The sequence below is a fragment of the Mariluticola halotolerans genome (assembly GCF_021611515.1).
Classification (GTDB): domain Bacteria; phylum Pseudomonadota; class Alphaproteobacteria; order Rhizobiales; family Devosiaceae; genus Mariluticola; species Mariluticola halotolerans.
In genome coordinates this window covers 117,161-133,240 of record NZ_CP090960.1, presented here as the reverse complement: position 1 = coordinate 133,240, position 16,080 = coordinate 117,161, and the positions used below count along the sequence as shown (strand labels likewise).

16 protein-coding genes are annotated in these 16,080 nt (G+C 57.6%); 10 read left to right on the top strand and 6 right to left on the bottom strand.

Going from position 1 to position 16,080, the window contains the following annotated elements:
• Positions 1–76: 76 nt before the first annotated feature.
• From L1P08_RS00700 to L1P08_RS00665, 8 genes are all read left to right on the top strand, one after another.
• Positions 77–1,834: a sensor histidine kinase gene (locus tag L1P08_RS00700; protein ID WP_303618102.1), complete on the top strand. Its 1,758-nt coding sequence runs from the start codon at positions 77–79 to the stop codon at positions 1,832–1,834.
• On the top strand, positions 1,831–3,192 hold the full coding sequence (locus L1P08_RS00695) for a sigma-54-dependent transcriptional regulator (protein ID WP_303618101.1): 1,362 nt from the start codon (positions 1,831–1,833) through the stop codon (positions 3,190–3,192). Before L1P08_RS00700 ends, L1P08_RS00695 begins: the two co-directional genes overlap by 4 nt.
• Positions 3,193–3,197: 5 nt before the next feature.
• Positions 3,198–3,878, top strand: a complete 681-nt coding sequence (locus L1P08_RS00690) for a pseudouridine synthase (protein WP_438268474.1) — start codon at positions 3,198–3,200, stop codon at positions 3,876–3,878.
• A 190-nt stretch (positions 3,879–4,068) separates the two neighbouring features.
• A complete protein-coding gene (locus L1P08_RS00685; protein ID WP_303618099.1) occupies positions 4,069–5,067 on the top strand; it encodes a DctP family TRAP transporter solute-binding subunit in 999 nt (332 codons plus the stop codon).
• A gap of 76 nt (positions 5,068–5,143) precedes the next feature.
• Entirely contained in the window at positions 5,144–5,818 is a 675-nt protein-coding gene (locus L1P08_RS00680; protein ID WP_303618098.1) for a TRAP transporter small permease, read from the top strand.
• 63 nt (positions 5,819–5,881) lie between these two features.
• The gene (locus L1P08_RS00675) at positions 5,882–7,480 is read left to right on the top strand and encodes a TRAP transporter large permease (RefSeq protein ID WP_303618097.1); all 1,599 of its coding nucleotides are present in this window, start codon (positions 5,882–5,884) and stop codon (positions 7,478–7,480) included.
• A 151-nt stretch (positions 7,481–7,631) separates the two neighbouring features.
• On the top strand, positions 7,632–8,582 hold the full coding sequence (locus L1P08_RS00670; RefSeq protein ID WP_303618096.1) for a nucleoside hydrolase: 951 nt from the start codon (positions 7,632–7,634) through the stop codon (positions 8,580–8,582).
• Positions 8,583–8,663: 81 nt separating this feature from the next.
• The gene (locus L1P08_RS00665) at positions 8,664–8,798 is read left to right on the top strand and encodes a hypothetical protein (protein WP_303618095.1); all 135 of its coding nucleotides are present in this window, start codon (positions 8,664–8,666) and stop codon (positions 8,796–8,798) included.
• Positions 8,799–8,827: 29 nt separating this feature from the next.
• Here L1P08_RS00665 and L1P08_RS00660 read toward each other — a convergent pair whose 3' ends face one another.
• The 6 genes from L1P08_RS00660 to phnF all read right to left on the bottom strand — a co-directional run bounded on the left by L1P08_RS00660 (position 8,828) and on the right by phnF (position 14,878).
• On the bottom strand, positions 8,828–9,127 hold the full coding sequence (locus L1P08_RS00660; RefSeq protein ID WP_303618094.1) for a hypothetical protein: 300 nt from the start codon (positions 9,125–9,127) through the stop codon (positions 8,828–8,830).
• A 438-nt stretch (positions 9,128–9,565) separates the two neighbouring features.
• Positions 9,566–11,101 carry a phosphonate ABC transporter, permease protein PhnE gene (phnE, locus tag L1P08_RS00655; RefSeq protein ID WP_303618093.1) on the bottom strand — a complete coding sequence of 512 codons (1,536 nt, stop codon included), beginning with the start codon at positions 11,099–11,101 and terminating at the stop codon, positions 9,566–9,568.
• Entirely contained in the window at positions 11,101–12,066 is a 966-nt protein-coding gene (phnE, locus tag L1P08_RS00650; RefSeq protein ID WP_303618092.1) for a phosphonate ABC transporter, permease protein PhnE, read from the bottom strand. The genes phnE (L1P08_RS00655) and phnE (L1P08_RS00650) overlap by 1 nt, the downstream gene beginning before the upstream one ends.
• Before the next feature lie 76 nt (positions 12,067–12,142).
• On the bottom strand, positions 12,143–13,048 hold the full coding sequence (phnD, locus tag L1P08_RS00645; RefSeq protein ID WP_303618091.1) for a phosphonate ABC transporter substrate-binding protein: 906 nt from the start codon (positions 13,046–13,048) through the stop codon (positions 12,143–12,145).
• A gap of 93 nt (positions 13,049–13,141) precedes the next feature.
• The gene (gene phnC, locus L1P08_RS00640) at positions 13,142–13,999 is read right to left on the bottom strand and encodes a phosphonate ABC transporter ATP-binding protein (RefSeq protein WP_303618090.1); all 858 of its coding nucleotides are present in this window, start codon (positions 13,997–13,999) and stop codon (positions 13,142–13,144) included.
• A gap of 123 nt (positions 14,000–14,122) precedes the next feature.
• Positions 14,123–14,878: a phosphonate metabolism transcriptional regulator PhnF gene (gene phnF / locus L1P08_RS00635; protein WP_303618089.1), complete on the bottom strand. Its 756-nt coding sequence runs from the start codon at positions 14,876–14,878 to the stop codon at positions 14,123–14,125.
• A 131-nt stretch (positions 14,879–15,009) separates the two neighbouring features.
• Here phnF and phnG point away from each other — a divergent pair, with 131 nt between their 5' ends.
• Positions 15,010–15,477, top strand: coding sequence for a phosphonate C-P lyase system protein PhnG (gene phnG / locus L1P08_RS00630; protein ID WP_303618088.1), 468 nt, complete (start codon positions 15,010–15,012; stop codon positions 15,475–15,477).
• A complete protein-coding gene (gene phnH, locus L1P08_RS00625; RefSeq protein WP_303618087.1) occupies positions 15,477–16,079 on the top strand; it encodes a phosphonate C-P lyase system protein PhnH in 603 nt (200 codons plus the stop codon). Before phnG ends, phnH begins: the two co-directional genes overlap by 1 nt.
• Position 16,080: the final 1 nt, after the last annotated feature.

The following is a 16,080-nucleotide window of genomic DNA, read 5'->3' as shown; positions in this document are numbered from 1 at the left end:
AGGACGTAAAAAGCATGACAGGACAATAATTTCACGGGATAGTACCGCTATACATCGACAAAAGCTGGAATACCCGATGACGAGTGGCGCCGCCCTCACCCGTAAATACCGAAAATTGAGCGCAGCAAATCTGCTGGTCGTTCTGGTAATGGGCATCGTGGCTGCATGGGTCTCTGGAAATATCGCTGCCGATCTTGTGCAGGAGCGTTTACGCGCAAATGCCCGCGAAACGCTTTTTGTGCAGGCCGAGGTTCTGGCGGGTCTGCTCGACAAATACCGGCTGCTGCCGGCAATGCTGGCCCGCCGCAACGACCTCCCGGACCTGTTCACAAAAACCCCAGGCCCGGAAACACTGCAATCGGCGCGGCGCATCGCCCTTCATGTTGTCGGTCTTTCGGGCGCCATGGACATCAGTTTCATTTATCCGGACGGAAAGCCGCTCGCGACAGGTATCGGGTTCTTCTCAGACCGGATTGAACCGGAATCGCCGCTGTTCATCGCGGCGGCGCAAGGCCGCCTCGGCAGGGAAATGCGTGTACTCGACAACGGAAAGCGCGCGTATGTTTTCACCACCGGCGTCCGCGACGCGACCGGCTTTGTCGGCGTCGTTGCTGTTTACGTCAGCCTGGAACAACTCGAAGCCTCGTGGTCGCTCACCGACAACCCTGTTTTGGCGGTCGATAAAAACCACACCATCGTCATGTCCAATCGCGAAAATCTGCGCTTGCGGCGAACCGATGATATTGAAGTGCCCCGCGGTGCCGGCAAGTTTGTGGAAATTGTGGGAGAGAATACGCAGTATCTGGAAATTTCCCGGCCGCTGCCATTATTGGGCTGGCAACTCCGCGTTCTGGCCGACATCGCCCCCAGCATGGGTTATCGAACACTATGGAGTTCCCTGTCGGCCGTGGCCTGTGCGCTGATCGCACTGGCGGTACAGGCGCTGATCCACCATCAATATACGATCGACCGGCGCAAACGTCTCGACCGCGCCACCTCGCTGCGCCTTGAACGAATGGTCCGCGATCGCACGCGCGCCCTCATCGAAACCAACACCACCCTTGAACATGAGATCGAGGAACGCCGCGCAGCAAACATGCAATTGCGCCAGACACAGAATGAACTCATCCAGACTGGCAAGCTCGCAGCGCTGGGGCAGATGTCCACCGCACTTTCGCACGAATATAACCAGCCCCTTTCCGCGATAAAGTCTTATGCCAACAACGCGCTGACCTATATGGATCGCGGCCGCGAGGACGAGGCGCGGAACAATATCAAACGCATTTCCGACCTGACCGACCGCATGGCTCAGATTTCCAAGCACTTGCGCAATTTTGCCCGCAAGCCCAACCCAACCTATAGCACCGTTCCCGTCAGCACCGTCATTGATGATGCGCTGAGCGTTCTGACGTCGAGAATACATGCCGATAACGCAGAAATAGTGGTTTCAGCCGCTGAGCCCGACATATGGGCGCGCGCCGGCTATGTCCGCCTGCAGCAGGTTATCGTCAATCTCGTGCTGAATGCGCTGGACGCGATGCAGGGGCAAAACACATCACGCGTCACCATCCACACGGCTTGCGAAAACGGCAAGGTGATGATCCGCGTCACCGACACAGGCCCAGGTCTCGCCCCGGACACGCTCACCACTGTATTCGACCCGTTCTTCACCACAAAGGAAGTGGGCAAGGGCCTGGGTCTGGGGCTGTCAATTTCATACAATATCATCAAGGATTTCGAAGGTCAGCTGACCGCAGCCAACACCCCGGAAGGCGGTGCGGAATTCACCATCACCCTGGATCAGGGCGAACAGTCCAAAGCAGCAGCCGAATGAGCACATCTGTCGAAATCCTGTTTGTCGATGACGAAGAACACTTGCGCATCGCCGCCAGCCAGACACTTGATCTCGCCGGCTACAAGGTGCGCACAATGGCAACCGCAGCGGAGGCACTCAGCACGCTCTCGCGCACATATAATGGCATCCTTGTCAGCGACATACGCATGCCCGGCATGGACGGGATGCAATTGCTCCGCGCCGCTTGTGCCATAGACGCAGACCTGCCGGTTGTGCTGGTGACGGGCCATGGCGACATCAATCTCGCCGTCGAGGCCATGCGCGAAGGCGCCTATGATTTTATCGAGAAACCCTTCACCACGGAACGGTTCCTTGAATCGATCAGCCGCGCTGCCGAGAAAAGAGCCCTCACGCTTGAAAACCGCGCACTGCGCGACAGTATCACCAACAGGCCGGACGATCTTGAGGTCCGCCTTGCAGGCCGCAGCCAGATGATGGCGGCAATACGCAACCAGATCCGCACAATCGCCAGCACGCCGAGCGACGTGCTGATCATTGGCGACACAGGCACCGGCAAGGAAGTTGCCGCCCGCGCAATTCACGACTTGTCCGAAGCGCGCGATCATCCCTTTGTTGTAATCGATTGCGCAGCCCTCCCGGCCGAGATGATTGAGGCTGAATTGTTCGGCTACGAGGCGGGGGCGTTTGCCGGCGCAATACGCCCGCGTTTCGGCAAGCTCGAACATGGGCGGAACGGCACCATCTTTCTGGACCATGCGCACACCATGCCACCTGAACTGCAAGCCAGGCTTCTGCGTGTCATCGAGGACCGCTCGATTACCCGGCTTGGCAGCCACGATCCCATCAAACTCAATTGCCGCTTTATCGGCGCTTCCAACCTCGAGCTGGAGGCTGACAACCACTCAGATGCAGACACAATCCCGTCCTTTAGCCGGGACCTTCTTTACAGGTTGAATGTCGTGACACTGCGATTGCCACCGCTGAAAGCACATACGGAAGACATCCCGCAGCTGTTTATCCAGATGGTCGATGCGGCAGCCACCCGCTTCCGCCGTGATCCACCGCCGCCCCCCGACGCCTTGATTACAAGCATTCTCAACCGCGAGTGGCCGGGGAATGTGCGCGAATTGCACAATGCCGCGGAGCGCTATGTGCTGGGCATCAACGATGGCAACGCGCCGCCCCCCAACAGCGGCACGCAAAGCCTCAAGGACCGCGTGGCCGCTTTCGAAAGCGAAGCGATAGCCGCTGAACTGCGTGCCCGTAACGGCAATCTGAAGGCCGCCTATGAATCTCTCGGCCTCTCGCGCAAAACCCTCTATGAGAAAATGCAGAAATATGATTTGTCCCGCACTGACTTCAAAAAAAGGAAGTAAGACCCATCGGGAATGAATTGCCGGGCACGGTGCGCCCCTTTGAATACAGGCCGCCAACAGATCCGTTTTTGTCCATCATCCATAGTGACGAACACATTCTTGTGCTCGACAAGCCCAGCGGCCTGCTGACCGTTGCCGGCAAGCAGCCTGATCTGGCTGACTGTCTGGAAGCGCGCGCTCAACAACAATTCCCCGGTGCCCGTATCGTGCACCGCCTCGACAAGGATACCTCGGGCGTGATCATCCTCGGGCTGACCGCCTCGGCGCATGCCCATCTCGGTCTGCAGTTCGAAAAGCGCAAAACCCGCAAAACCTATATTGCCCGCGTCTGGGGAGAAATCCCGGAAGAAGCCGGACGGATCAACAAACCCATCATGACCGACTGGCCCAACCGGCCCAAACAACACATCGATTACGAGCGCGGCCGCGAAGCGATTACCGACTGGCGCGTTCTGGCGCGCGAGCCCGGTATTACCCGGATTGAACTGAAACCGGTTACCGGGCGCAGCCACCAATTGCGCGTCCACATGCTGGATCTCGGCTATCCGATACTCGGCGACAACCTCTATGCACCCGCCGAGGCGCTGGCAGCAGCCCCCTGTTTGCAATTGCATGCGCACACCCTGTTCGTGACCCATCCCGAAACCGGTGTCGCCTGTCAGTTTGAAAGTCCGTGCTCTTTTTAAACAGGCCAATACCCCGGTTTGCTCCCATTCCCACACATGCCAGAGGTGAAATGTAACGAATTCCACCCACGCACCTCTCAAACCTGAAATTTTCGCACTTTGCACCTGCCCTGCCGCTTGCAGACGCCGGCGATGCTTGCTCTCTCTCTCCCGCAATGGCTGCGAATTGCAGCAAATGGGAGGAATAGATATGAAACTGACCCAAGTCGCCGCATTTGCGGCTGGCGCATTGATGCTTGGCACCACAGGCGCGATGGCGGATTGTGATTCCGGTGAAATGGTCATCAAGTTCAGCCACGTCGTGGCGGCAAGCGGACACCCCAAGGGCGACGCTGCGACCCTTCTCGCAGACCGGGTCAATGCCGAGATGAATGGCGTCGCCTGCATGGAAGTGTTCCCGAACTCCACATTGTTCGATGACGACAAGGTGATGGAAGCTCTCTTGCTGGGTGACGTTCAGCTGGCCGCCCCGTCCCTCGCCAAATTCGAGGCCTATACGCTCAAATATCGCCTGTTCGACCTGCCTTTCCTGTTTTCCGATCTCGACGCGGTGACACGCTTCACCACCAGTGACGCTGGCAAAGACCTGCTCAAGGCCACCGAAGACGTCGGCTATACCGGCCTTGGTTACTGGTCGTCAGGCCTCAAGCAATTCTCGGCCAACAAACCTTTGCTGGCACCATCGGATGCAGACGGCCTGAAATTCCGCATCCAGACCTCTGACGTGGCTGAAGCCATGATCAAGGCCATGGGCGGCTCGGCCCAGAAACTGGCCTTCTCGGAAGTCTATGGCGCACTACAGACCGGCGTTGTCGATGGGCAGGAAAACTCCTGGTGCAATATCTACACCCAGAAATTCTTTGAAGTGCAGGACGGCATCACGGTGACCAATCACCAGCTTCTCGCCTATTTGCTGGTCACCTCCACCGAATGGCTGAGCGGACTTGATCCGGCTGTGCGCGACCAGTTCGTCAGCATTGTTGACGAGGTAACAGCTGAGGCCAATGCCTCGGTGGCCGAGAAAGAAGCGATTTGCCGGCAGAACATTGTCGATGCCGGTGGCACGATCCGTGAACTTTCCGCAGAACAGCGCCAGCAGTGGGTCGATGTGATGAGCCCGGTCTGGAACGAGTTCGAGGCCGATATTGGCAAAGACCTGATTGACGCTGCAGCCGCGTCAAACATGTAAGACTTGGCCTTCCGGAGGACGTCGGCTTACACCTTCGGAAGGTCCTTTTTATTCGTCAGGCGCGAGGGGAAACGTCATGACACAGATTCTCACGACAGTTGCTATCGTTCTCCTCGCGCTCTTCATTGTGGAGCGGCGCTGGCCTAGCGTCATTGCGCGCTTCGAAGAGGGCGTTCTCGCCATATTGATGGCGGCCATCACACTGGTCTCCTTCTCGCAAGTAGTCATGCGTTATGGTTTTTCCAGCGGCTGGGGCGGCGCGCTCGAATTTACCCGCATCCTGTTTGCCTGGCTGATCCTGTTCGGCATGAGTTACGCGGTGCGCATCAATGCCCATCTCGGTGTTGATGCCTTTATCCATCTTCTGCCCAAACGGGCTTTCCGCGCCGTAGCCGTGTTTGGCGCATTTGCCTGCGTCCTTTACGCGGTCATCCTGCTCTATTCGAACTGGCTGCAGTTTTTCGGTGCCAATGCACGCGGCGGCGCTTTCGACTACTGGTCAAAAATGTTCAAGGTCGGCATCGGCCTGGATGACCTGCGCTATCCGGAATGGGCCCAGGAAACCTTTGGCCTTCAGGAGCGCGTACAGCGCTGGATCGCCTATCTCATCTTGCCAATTGGTCTCGGTCTGTTTGGGTACCGCTGTGTCCAGGCGGTCATCGACATCCTGCGCGGCAAACGCCGGCTCATCATTGCCAGCCATGAAGCCGAAGAGCTGGTCGCCGAAAACAAGCACCTGCTCAAAGACTAGTTTCAACCTGACAACCGACGCACCGGCTCTCACGCGTCTGCCGGAAACAGGGAACCAAGCAATATGGAAGCGCTCATTCTTTTCGTTCTGGTGATCGCCTTGTTGTTTCTGGGCGTGCCGATTGCCGTCTCGCTCGGCCTGTCCAGTATTCTGGTTATCTCGTTCTTCTCAACCGACAGCCTGTCATCGGTTGCCCTGCAGCTGTTCACCGCATCGCAAAACTACACACTTCTGGCCATCCCGTTTTTCGTCCTCGCCTCCACTTTCATGTCGACCGGCGGGGTCGCCCAGCGCATCATCCGCGTGGCAATCGCCAGCGTGGGCCATTTCCGCGGTGGCCTTGCCATGGCCAGTGTTCTGGCCTGCATGCTGTTTGCCGCCCTGTCCGGCTCCTCACCCGCCACCGTGGTTGCCATTGGCACCATTGCCATCGCGGGCATGCTGCAGGTTGGCTACACCAAGGATTTTGCCGCAGGCATCATCGCCAATGCCGGTACCCTCGGCATTCTGATCCCGCCCTCCATCGTCATGGTCGTCTATGCCGCCGCCACCAATGTTTCGGTGGGCCGCATGTTCCTTGCCGGCGTTGTCCCGGGGCTGTTGGCCGGCGCCATGCTGATGGGCGCCATCTATGTGGTGGCCCGCATCAAGAAGCTTCCGGCCGAAGACTGGAAAGGCTTTGGTGAAATCATTGCCGCCTCAAAGGATGCGGGCTGGGGCCTCTTCCTGATTTTCATCATCATCGGCGGCATTTATGGTGGTGCCTTCACCCCCACAGAAGCCGCATCCGTCGCCGCCGTCTACGCAGCCCTCATCGCCCTGTTCGTTTATCGTGATATGGGCCCGTTGAAAGGCTTGCCCTGGATCCCTGATGGTGCATCCGCACGCAGCGCTGTGGGCTTCAAGGCAGCGGTCTACGCGCTGGCCTTGTTCTTTGTCTGGATGATCGTTTCTTTCTTTTTCTTCTCGGCCCTGCCCACAAACACCCGCATGTGGATCGGGCTCTCAATGGGTCTCGTCACCTTGATTGGTTATCCCTATTTGCGGCACCAGCCACACCCTCTAACCTTTGTCGCCGGGTTCTCCCTATGGGCCTATAATCTGGGCCTGATCCTCAAGACCTTCGTCCCGGCGCTCTTCCATGCCGACACCAAAAAGGCACTGGTTGATAGCGCCCGCACCACGGTGATGCTGATGTTCATCATCGTCAACGCGCTCCTGTTTGCCCACGTACTCACCTCCGAACGCATCCCGCAAACCATCACTGATCTGATGCTGGGTGCCGGTTTCAACTGGTTCACCTTCCTCATCGCCGTCAATCTTTTGCTCCTGCTCGGCGGCCAGTTCATGGAACCCTCGGGCCTGCTGCTCATCGTGGCGCCTGTGGTCTTCCCCATCGCGCTTGAGCTGGGAATTGACCCCATCCACCTCGGCATCATCATGGTGGTGAATATGGAAATCGGCATGATCACGCCTCCCATAGGCCTCAACCTGTTCGTGACCTCAGGCATCACCGGCATGAGCCTGATGCGGGTGGTCAAGGCGGCTCTGCCCTTCGTCGCCGTCCTGATGGTCTTTTTGGTTATCGTCACCTATGTGCCCTGGATTTCGACATGGCTGCCTTACAGCCTTATGGGCCCTGAACTGATCGTAAACCGCTGATCCACAACCGGGTGCCAGGGCGGGCACATCAGCCCGCCTGAACACCACCTGACACTGTGCGACCCAAAGGCAGATGGGTAAATGCCATGCCCCATCGACGCGGGCAATTTACGCCGCTAAGTTGTTCAAAAAACAATTGGTTGAACAACACATGCCCCGTAAAATCATCATCGATACAGATCCCGGCCAGGACGATGCCGTGGCCATTCTCCTGGCCCTCGCCTCGCCCGAAGACTTTGACGTACTTGGCATTGTCGCCGTTGCCGGCAATGTCGGCCTGCGCCAGAATGCAATCAACGCACTCAAAGTCGTGGAACTGAGCGGACGGACCGAAATCCCCGTCTATGCCGGTTGCGCACGGCCGCTGCAACGCAAACTGGTGACGGCAGAGCATGTACATGGCGAAACGGGATTAAACGGCCCACAGCTGCCGGAGCCAAAAATCAGCCTGCAGAGCCAGCATGGCGTTGATTACATCATCGACACCATCATGTCGGAGGCGCCCGGAACGGTGACCATCTGCGCGCTCGGCCCCTTGACCAATATCGGCATGGCGCTGGCCAAGCAGCCGGCCATTGCCGAACGTATCGAACAGATTGTCTTGATGGGCGGCGGCTATTTCCAGATGGGCAACATCACCCCGGCAGCCGAATTCAACATCTATGTGGACCCCGAAGCCGCCGATAACGTCTTCCGCTCAGGCATCCCCCTGGTTGTGGCCTCGCTTGACGTCTCCCATCAATTACTGACAACCAAGGAACGGCTCACAGCTTTCCGCAATATCGGCAATAAATCGGGCACGGCAGTCGCCGACATGCTGGATTTCTCGGAAGATTTCGACCTGGCCAAATACGGCTGGGATGGCGCGCCGTTGCACGACCCTTGCGTCACATCCTATCTGATCAATCCCGACCTCTTCGAAGGCCGGCAGATCAATGTCACCATCGAAACCAAAAGCGAACTGACACGCGGCATGACCGTCGCCGACTTCTGGGGTGTCACCGACGAGACCGATTTCCCGCGCAACGCGTTCTTCCTCTCCAAGGCCAACGCGCAAGGGTATTACGATCTGCTGATAGATCGGCTGGCGCGCCTGCCTTAGTTAAAAAATATCTGAACCATTTCGGCTCTCCGTGCGTTCCTATCCCTGAAGACACACTTCAGCGGACGCACGGAGGCAAAAATGAAAACGAACCTGCTCACATCACTGATCGTTTCCACAACCCTGGTTTTGGCCAGCATGGGCACAGTCGTTGCCCTGCCCCAGGTCATCGCCGGTCAGCAACCCGCTCAATCAGCTGTTATCGAGTGGAGATAAGCCGCCACGGATAGCGCTCCGCTCGGAGTTTACACATACCTGTCAACGAGTTGCGAAATTTGCCTGGCGAAGTCCGCAACTTCGGTTCCCTCAAGCATTCCCCCGAAGATAAGGGCCGCATCCGCAAATTGATCGGCCGCATCATCCCGTTTCGGATCAAGCGCACCGCCCTCGGCCGCATCAACAGGCCGGGCAGATGTTGCAGCGCTCTTCTCGGCCAGTTCCCGCGCTATCTCGGGATCATTGCGGGGGTTGGCCGGGTCAATGCCGCGCTTGGCAAGACGCACCTCGTCACTGCATTCACACACATATCCGTTGACGATCTTCATGCGCACCGCCGCTTGCCCAGACGCATATAGCTTGGCCGGATTTGGGTTAATCCATGCTGAACATGCAGTGTTTCGGGGGAGTTCTCACGCAATTGTGTAGCCGCACATGCCCAACCCTCCGCCGTCATTGCGAGCGCCATAGGCGCGCGGCAATCCAGAGCGGCAAACGGTTCTGTGCCTGTCGTGCACCCAATCTCATTCTGAAGTCCGCACCCAACCTCATCCTGAGCTTGTCGCAGGATGGGCGGCACGCTCGGTGTCGAACCCCGCGTCCTTCGACAGGCTCAGAATGAGGGTTTGGGCAATAGCATCCCGCCCCCACAGCATCCCGCGCCCACCTTCGTGCCCGGACTTGATCCGGGTCATCCATCTTGTTTGGCGAATATCGCATGACCCCTCGGGTCAAGCCCGAGGGATAAGGAGGAAAACTGGAAGCCCCTAATGCTGTGGCTTGCCGATCAGCTTGCTGCGCAGGAAGTTCGAGATATTGTCGAACACAAACACCACGATCAGGATCAGCAGCACCATATAGGCGACATTTTCCCAGTCGGAATTTGTCCGCATCGCTTCCCACAGCTTGAGACCAATGCCACCGGCACCAACCGCGCCGATAATGGTCGCCGAGCGTGTATTACTCTCCCAGAAATACAATGATTGGCTTAGAAATACCGGAAGCACCTGTGGCACCACGCCATAGCGCTGCACAAGCACCGGGCTGGCACCCACAGACTTGATGCCCTCGCGCTGCTTGTCGTCAATATTCTCCAGTGTCTCGGAATAGAGCTTGCCGAATGTCCCGGTATCCGTGAAGAAAATCGCCGAAATGCCGGCCAGCGGCCCCGGCCCGAAAGTACGTGTGAATACCAGCGCCCAGATCAGCATGTCCACGGAACGCAGAAAGTCAAAACTGCGCTTGAGTACCTGATTGACCACTTTGTTGCGGTTGATATTGCGCGCCGCCAAAAACGCCAGCGGAAATGCCACCAACGAGGCAAACAGGGTGCCAACGAAGGCCATAACGATTGTTTGCAACAGCTTGATCCACACATCGCCATGCTGCCATTCCGCATTGCTGGTGATATTGTCCCACGCCAGTGCAAAATTGGACACATCCGGTTCGATTTGCGGCCCTGCAATGATCAGACGCGCCACCTCGCCCAGCGGCTTGCCCCAAAAAGGCGAGCGGGTATCGAACAGAAAATTCTCCCAGCCCAGAAACCGGTGACGCACTTTCACGGCGTCATCGACAATTTCCACCCGCCCGGCAAACCCGAGCTGTATCATGACCTTGCCACCGGCATGCTTCTGGCTGGCCCAGTCCGGCAGCGGATCACGCGCCGTCACGCTTTCGCCGGGCCTGAGGGTCAGATGCAGGATCTCACCCTGACGCAAGATCGTCACCAACCCGGGCACAATGCTCAAATGCGCGTCACCAATATCCACCTCGGCCCGCACAGCAGCGTCCTCAGTCACCGAACGCGGCGCGTCACCGGCAGAACCTGTCTCGGCCTGCCCAACCGGCGCCGTTGGTGCCATAAAGCTGGTAGAAGGCCCTGCAGTTGTCGTGCCCGGTGCCATCAGGCTGCTCGATGCTGATTTTTGTGTCGCCGTGCTGGCCGCCTCTGGCGCTGCAAACACCTTGGTCACCCGTGAGGTCTCCGTCGTAATCCAGGGCACTTGAGGATCACTGCCCAGCGGTGAAAATCGCGGAAAACCGATTTCGAGATAATTGTCCTTCACCTCAATATCGGGGCGCACCTCATAGGCCACCCAATCGGCGAGATAATTGCCGGCGATATCCCAATTGGCCTTGGCCAGTGTGTCGTTGATCGAAAAAAACGACCACACATAAATGCCATAGGCCAGAAGCGCCACGATAGCGATCAGAGGGCTGAAGCGTTTCAACCGGCTGGTTTTGAAGACTTCAGGATAACGGTTCTGGATAATTGCCACATCGGCTGCGCTGACAGACATTAACCTGCTCCCACCATCTGAAAGGCCTGATCGCCGACCAGCTTGCGCCTTAACCAGGCCGAAAGCTGATCGACCAAAACAATCGTTGTGAACAACAACAGGATGATCGCCAGCGTCTTGGCCTCATGCCCGCGGCTGATCGACAGGCGCAGAACTTCGCCAATGCCGCCGCCACCAACCGCGCCGATAATCGTCGAGGCGCGCACATTGATCTCAAAGCGCAACAATCCGTATGAAATGAAGTTCGGCATGACCTGCGGCACAATGCCGAACCAGACACGCTCAAGCCAGTTCGCGCCAACCGCCTGCAAGCCCTCATCCGGCTTCATGTCAGCATTCTCGACAACTTCAAAAAACATTTTGCCCAGCGCGCCGACCGTATGAATGGCAACCGCCAGAATGGCCGGAATGGCGCCGAGGCTGAAAACGGCGAGAAAAAACCCGGCAATCACGATTTCGGGGAAGGCACGCAAAATTTCGAGAAAGCGCCGCACAAAGAACCGCAACCAACGCCGCGTGGTGATGTTGGAAGCCGCCAGAAAGCAGAACACAAATCCAAGTCCGAAGCCAACAAGCGTTGAAACAATGGCAATGTTCAGCGTCTCGATCATCTTGAACATGTATTCGGGAAGATAAAGACCGCCAAACAATGGCACCCTTCCCTCGGTATAATCGTACTTGAACGACCCGTCATAATAAGGGCTCTCAAGATCAAACAAGGCGCGCCAGACTTCCCAGCCATCGCGCGGCGCCATGTCTTTGAAAAAATCGAAGAAATACGGCAGGCGGTCAAAAAACTTGCCCGCATTGCTCTCATTGGCAAACCAGAGGGAACCTGCTGTCGCCATCACAAGCAGCACGATGCTGAGAATGGTGTAGAACCGGCGCTGTCCAGCCAGTTGGCGCCAATGCGCCTCAACGGCCCTGATCCGCGTCTCGGCACCGGGAGTGAGAGCTGCCTGCATATCCGTGTCCACCTGTGGGGAGGATATGAACATGCCCGGCGCGCACGGACGGGCATGTTCAAGTCATCGGTTAAACCTAACCGCCAATAAGCGATTTACGGGCTGCGATGATCGGCTGATAGAAGTCGACATTGACTTCCGTCAGACCCTCATAGTCGCCACCCTGAATGGCCGCGAAGCAAGCCGGATCGTTCGCAGGCATCGCCATCATCATGGCCTTGAACGCATCCTTTGTTTCCTGGTCGAGCGTGGTACGCACAACAATCGGACCGTTCGGGATCAATGGCGACTTCCACAGTTCAACCAGATCGTCCATGTCGAGAATGCCCTTCTCGACCATCTTGTTGAGGTTGCCCGAGGTATAGCCATCAGCGAAATCGCCAACGCCCGAACCCCATGTGGTGCCGGCATCAAACGTGCCTTTGACAACTTCAAGCACGAGGTTTTCATGACCGCCGCCGAAACCGGTTTCGGAGAAGAATTCATCAACCGGTGCGCCAATGGCGTCAGGCAGGGTCACATTGGGCACGAGAAAGCCGGAAGTGGAATCCGGGTCGGCAAAGCCGAGCTTCTTGCCCTTCATGTCTTCAATCTTGGTCATGCCGCTATCCTTGCGGGCCACCATGATCGAATAATAGCCGGTGGAACCATCGGTCTGGACCGTGGTCAGGATCGGCTCAACCGCATCGGGGTTTTCCAGATAAGTCTTGGCATAGCCCGAAGCGCCGAGTTCGGCATAATCAAGTGTGCCGCCAAGCAGGCCCTGGATCACGCCGTCATAATCGGCAGCCGGGAACAGCGAAACCTTCTCAAAACCCATGTCTTCCTTGAGGTGGTCAACAAGGCATTCGAAATTGCGCAGGCGGTCAGCTTCGTTCTCGCCACCAAGGATGCCAACGCGGAATTCCGCGCGGTCCTGAGCATAGGCATGGCCGGCGATTGCAATGACAGCAACCGTACCAAGAAGCAGTTTCTTCAACATCGACGTCTCTCCTGTTGATCGTCTTTTACGTGTCGAAATCCGCCCATGTGCCTCACGCACATGGGATCGGAAGCGATATCCTTTGCCCGCCGATCAGTTGATGGCGTATGCCGTAGCGGCAGGCTGAAGGGATTCCTTTGGTGTGGGAAAACGGGGCTTCGAACGGGCACCGCTTATGCTTGTGGAGGTCAGCGCTTCAGAGAAGGCTTCATCAAGCCCATCGGCACCATAAATGCTGCGGGCAGCGTCTTCGGTAAGCGCGTCAGGCGCGCCATCGAACACAACCTTGCCGGCCTGCATGCCGATAATGCGTTCGCAATAAGCCCGCGCTGTATCGAGCGTGTGCAGATTGGTGATGACGGTGATGCCCTCTTCCTCATTGATCCGCTTCAGCGAATCCATGACGATCTGGGCATTGCGCGGATCAAGCGAGGCAATCGGCTCGTCCGCCAGAATAACCTTTGGCTTTTGCATGAGCGCACGGGCAATCGCCACGCGCTGCTGCTGACCGCCCGAGAGGGTGCCCGCCTTCTGCAACGCGGTCTGCACGATGTCGAGCCGCTCCAGCGCCATCAGCGCCTCGGCGCGCTCCTCGCGGGAAAACAGGTTGAGTATCGAGGCCATGGTCGGCCGGCCATTGAGCCGCCCTAAAAGCACATTCGTCAGCACATCAAGCCGCGGCACCAGGTTGAACTGCTGAAAAATCATGGCGCAATCACGCTGCCAATCGCGCAACTCACGGCCATTCAGCGCCGAAACCTTCTCCTCGCAAAAGCAGATATCGCCACTGGAGGGGTCAACCAGACGGTTGATCATGCGCAACAGGGTCGACTTGCCGGCACCGGATCGCCCGATAATGCCCACCATCTGCCCGCTCGGAATTTCAATACAACAGTCATCTACCGCAATATTGGCACCGAACCGGCGCGTGACATTTTCGAGTTTAAGCATGGCGTTGCTCGCAAATTGATCCCTGATGCGGAACCACTAGCGGCGGCGCTTAACGCAAGCGTGTCGGTTTAATGTCAGTTGCGTGACTGTGGAAAAGCCGGTGAGCGAAAACGGGCGCTGCAATCAGCTTTCAATGACCAGTTGCACCGCACCACCGGCAAACCGGGCGCGGGAGAACTGCAAAGGCTGCCCGTCTGCGGAAATGTTTAGACTTTCAACCACCAGCACCGGCGCACCATTACCCAGTTTCAGATGCCGCCGGTCTTCTCCATCGGCAATCATCGTCGTAATCCAGCTTGCCTGCCGCCGGTAATCGCCGAACCCGGCCTTCTCCAGCGCCTTGGTAATGGTACCGGTCTCGGCATAGTCATTGATCAGGTTGGGCACGCGCGCGGCAATGAACCACAAAGTGCCCACCGTCACCGGCACGCTATCAGCCACGCGCAAGACTTCCAGCCGGATCAAGGGTTTGCCCTCGGCTATGCCCAGGCGCTCCGCCAGCGCCGCATTGGCGGCGACAATCGCGGAGGAAATAAGCCGCCCACCGGGCTGTAACGCCTGTCCAGAAACGATTTCCGAGAATCGGGTGCGGCTGCCGATTGGATAATGGATCGGGTGTTCAGCCACAAATGTGCCGCGCCCGCGCGTCGCCTCTATATATCCATCGCTCGTCAACGCCGAGAGCGCCCGGCGCACTGTATGACGGTTCACCGAGAAGCGCTCAGCCAGAACGCTTTCCGTTGGCAACTGCCCGCCAGGCTGCATGCGGCCCGATAGAATGTCAGCCTTCAGACTGTCCGCAATACGTCGCCAGATCACCACCCGCCCTGAAGTGGCGGTGTTCGCGGGCTCATCAATTTTGTCATCGTTCTGCAACATGAGTCGTTCTTAATGCATATCAACAACATTTGTCTAGTTTATCAAAAATTTGTATAGACAAATGATGATGAGGATTTTAGACCTCGGCAACGGCTAGCGCCAAACAGATATCATTGCCTGGAGACAGCTGCATGACGCCCGAAACATCATCTGACAGCGAAATCACCGCGCGTCAGAGCGCTATGAAAGTGCTCGCTTTGGCCGATGAGAACGCTCTGGAAATGGCCTATAACAACTTCAAAAACCGGCCCAACTGGCAGTTCACCCGCAAGCCCGAAACCGGCCTGATCATGGCACGTGGCCGCATGGGTGGTGGCGGCGCGCCCTTCAATATCGGTGAAGTTTCTGTCACCCGCGCCACTGTTACCCTTGCCAGCGGCGAGACCGGGCACGCCTATTGTCATGGCCGCAACCAGCGCAAGGCCGCCATCGCTGCCTTCTTTGATGCAGCCTGGCAAAATCCGGCGCTAAGACCGCGCGTAGAATCCGAAATCATCGCCCCGCTGACTCAACACATCAAGGCGGATGACAGCCGAAAATCGCGCGAAACTGCCGCCACCAAGGTGGACTTTTTCACTCTGGTCCGGGGAGACAATTAATGCTCGACACGCCACGCGCCGCCGGCTTTGAAGATATGACCCTGCAATCGCAGTCGGCCTTTCATATCATCATGCAGGCCATGGCCCATCCGGGCCGGATCTATGCCGCACCAGAACCGGTTGCATGCCCCGCCCCCATGGGGCCGGTTGCGGCAATGGTTGCCCTCACATTATGTGATTATGACACACCAGTTTGGCGCGACCCGGCTCTCGTCACCGCCAGCGAACTCGATAATTTTTTGCGTTTTCACACCGGCGCGCCCTTCACTGAGAGCCGTGACCAGGCCAGTTTTGCCTTTATTTCCGACGCAAAAAGTCTAGACAATTTGGCGCTTTTTGATTTGGGCAGTGATGAATATCCCGACGAATCGACGACGCTCGTCATCGAAGTCGAAGCGCTGACCAATTCGACCGGCGTGACCCTTGAAGGGCCGGGCATTGAAAACACGCAGATTTTCTCAGCCGCCCCGCTGCCCGCCGCTTTCTGGGCCATGGCCAAGGCCAATCACGCGCTCTACCCGCGCGGGGTCGACATGATTTTTGTGACAGAGAAATCGCTGGCGTGCCTGCCGCGCTCAACCCGCATCACCAAGGGAGCCTGAC